The sequence below is a fragment of the Streptomyces sp. NPDC054847 genome (assembly GCF_053610925.1).
In genome coordinates this window covers 1-2,312 of the sequence record NZ_JBSGZJ010000690.1, presented here as the reverse complement: position 1 = coordinate 2,312, position 2,312 = coordinate 1, and the positions used below count along the sequence as shown (strand labels likewise).

3 protein-coding genes are annotated in these 2,312 nt (G+C 68.2%); all 3 read right to left on the bottom strand.

Annotation, left to right across the window (positions count from 1 at the left end):
- Nucleotides 1-39: 39 nt before the first annotated feature.
- Nucleotides 40-243, bottom strand: coding sequence for a cold-shock protein (locus tag ACWGH4_RS34295; protein WP_005318814.1), 204 nt, complete (start codon nucleotides 241-243; stop codon nucleotides 40-42).
- 542 nt (nucleotides 244-785) lie between these two features.
- Nucleotides 786-1,259, bottom strand: a complete 474-nt coding sequence (locus ACWGH4_RS34290) for a pyridoxamine 5'-phosphate oxidase family protein (RefSeq protein ID WP_453467717.1) — start codon at nucleotides 1,257-1,259, stop codon at nucleotides 786-788.
- 111 nt (nucleotides 1,260-1,370) lie between these two features.
- Nucleotides 1,371-2,087, bottom strand: coding sequence for a vWA domain-containing protein (locus tag ACWGH4_RS34285; protein WP_453467715.1), 717 nt, complete (start codon nucleotides 2,085-2,087; stop codon nucleotides 1,371-1,373).
- Nucleotides 2,088-2,312: the final 225 nt, after the last annotated feature.

Genomic DNA, 2,312 nt, shown 5'->3' with positions numbered 1-2,312 from the left:
GGCCCCGGCTGCAGGAGCTGCGAGATACGCGCCCGGCAATCAGGCCGGGAGGATGTTCTCCGCCTGCGGGCCCTTCTGGCCCTGCGTGACGTCGAACGTCACCTTCTGGCCCTCCTGGAGCTCGCGGAAGCCCGAGGTGGCGATGTTGGAGTAGTGGGCGAAGACGTCGGCGCCGCCGCCGTCCTGCTCAATGAAGCCGAAGCCCTTTTCCGAGTTGAACCACTTCACGGTTCCAGTAGCCATGTCAATCTCCTAAAACAGGGGCAAGCCGAAAATCCACACCTCGTGGATTTCCCGTCGCTGCATTGACCCCCATCCGGAAAAGCCGGAAACAATAATGTGCGCCTGAGGAAGCATTCCCGTCAGGCGCACACAAAGTTCATGGGTACCAAAACTGCAACTACGCCACCGTAGCACGCCGAGGCCGGGAAGTCGTGGATCAGACACGCCCGATGATCGTCACACTCCCCTGACCACCGCGTTCGCACATGGTCCGCCGGCCGCGGCGGGTGACGGTCCGGTCCGGCTCCGTGGCGCGGCTTGATCATGTTCTCCGCCCTGGTTGCGCCGAGCGGGTGACCCGGCACAACGCCCCTCCGTCGAGACGCTCACTCCGGCCGGTCCCCCGGCCGGTCCCCCTGCCGGGCGCGCCGGCGTACGTGCCGCTTCGACGAAGGGCGCCTCGGCCGTGACTCCAATTCCTCCTCCATGGCGTGCAGTTACGTCGTTTCAGCTCGACCCCGTCCCAGGACGCCGGGTCACCCGCCAGTACGCGTCGAGGGCGGTCAGCTGCGCCGCCGGGTGCGGACCGGGCCGCCCGGAGCCCAGTGCCGTACGACGAGCTCGTCGCCCTCGACCGACGTCCGCACCACCTCGGTCAGCTCGGCCCGGAACAGGTGGTACGGCTCCGGCGGCTTCACGTCCTCGGTGAAACGGACCTTCTCGGCCGGCTCGGTGACCTCGAGCGCGCGCCCCGAGATCCTCACGTCACCGCCGTCCATGGAGTCGTCCCCGCCCGGGTTCGAGTGCAGCGCGAACCGCGGATCACGCAGCAGGTCCTGCGCCTTGCGGGAGCCGTGCATCATGCCGAGCCACAGCTCACCGAAGCGGAACGTGACCTCCAGACCCGTCACCCGCGGCGAACCGTCCTTGCGGAGAGTCGCCAGTACGTGATGCCGGTACTTCTCGAAGCGGTGCTGTACGGATTCGGCGAACTCGGGCTCCGCCGTCACGAAGGCGGCCCAGCTGGATTGCGTCATGACCTCATCGAACACCGGAATGCGGTCATCTTCTGTCTGGTTTTCCCGGTGTCGTGGAGAGCGGCGCGGGCGGCCGCGGCGTGCGGGGCTACAGCCCGCCGGTACGGGACCTCACCGGACGATGCCCCGGGCGCGGGCGGCGGCGAGCCACTGCGGGAACTCGGCCACCAGCCGGTCGTACAGCTCAGCGTCCGGGACCTGACGCGGGTCGAGCCCCGCGTGGAAGAAACCGGCGTTGTCGACGGGGCGCTTGGCGGGGACCGCGAGGTCGTCGAGCTTGCGCAGGAAGTCGAACTGCGAGCTCCGCTTGTTGCCGAAGCCGACGAACTGCCAGAACAGCGGAAGCTTCGCGGCCTTGCAGAGGTAGCGCTCCGCGGCGAGCTTGTTGATGGGCCCACCGTCCGTCTGGAAGACGACGAGCGCCGGATCGGTCGACCCGCTGTCCATGTAGTGGTCGATGACGGCGTCCATGGCCAGGTGGTAGCTGGTCTTCCCCATGTGCCCGAGACCGGAGACGATCTCGTCTATCCGGCCGTGGTGGTTGTCCAGCGCGATGTCGGTGACCGCGTCGACGTCCGTGGAGAAGAACACGACGGGCACGGTGCCGTCGTCGTCGAGATGCGCCGACAGCCCGAGAACCCGGTCCGCGAGAGCCTGGACGCTGCCGTCCTTGTAGTAGTCCTTCATCGACCCCGAATAGTCGACGACGAGATAGACGGCGGCGCGTTGCCCGTGCATGCCGTGCTTCTGGAGGGAGACGCCCGCGGTCTTGTAGAGGCTGACGAGCGCGGGGGCGCGCTGCTCGAGCTTCTGGAGGCTGACGGGCATGCGGGCTCCGTTCGTCGACTACGGACGCCCTGACAATATCCGCCCCCACGGGGCCGGTTCCGCGCCCCGCCCCTTCCCGCTGCACCGATGTGCGGCTCCGCCGCGTGGGGGCTCCGCCCCCGGACCCCGCGCCTCAATCGCCGGCGAGGCTGAAGTTGCCAGGCAACTTCAGCCCGCCTGGGGACACCTCCCACGGCCGCCAGGCCGTAGGGGGAGATTGAGGGC

Excerpts from the sequence above, each read along its gene's own strand:
- ACWGH4_RS34295 (WP_005318814.1), bottom strand. The coding sequence starts at position 243 with ATGGCTACTGGAACCGTGAAGTGGTTCAACTCGGAAAAGGGCTTCGGC.
- ACWGH4_RS34290 (WP_453467717.1), bottom strand. The coding sequence starts at position 1,259 with ATGACGCAATCCAGCTGGGCCGCCTTCGTGACGGCGGAGCCCGAGTTC.
- ACWGH4_RS34285 (WP_453467715.1), bottom strand. The coding sequence starts at position 2,087 with ATGCCCGTCAGCCTCCAGAAGCTCGAGCAGCGCGCCCCCGCGCTCGTC.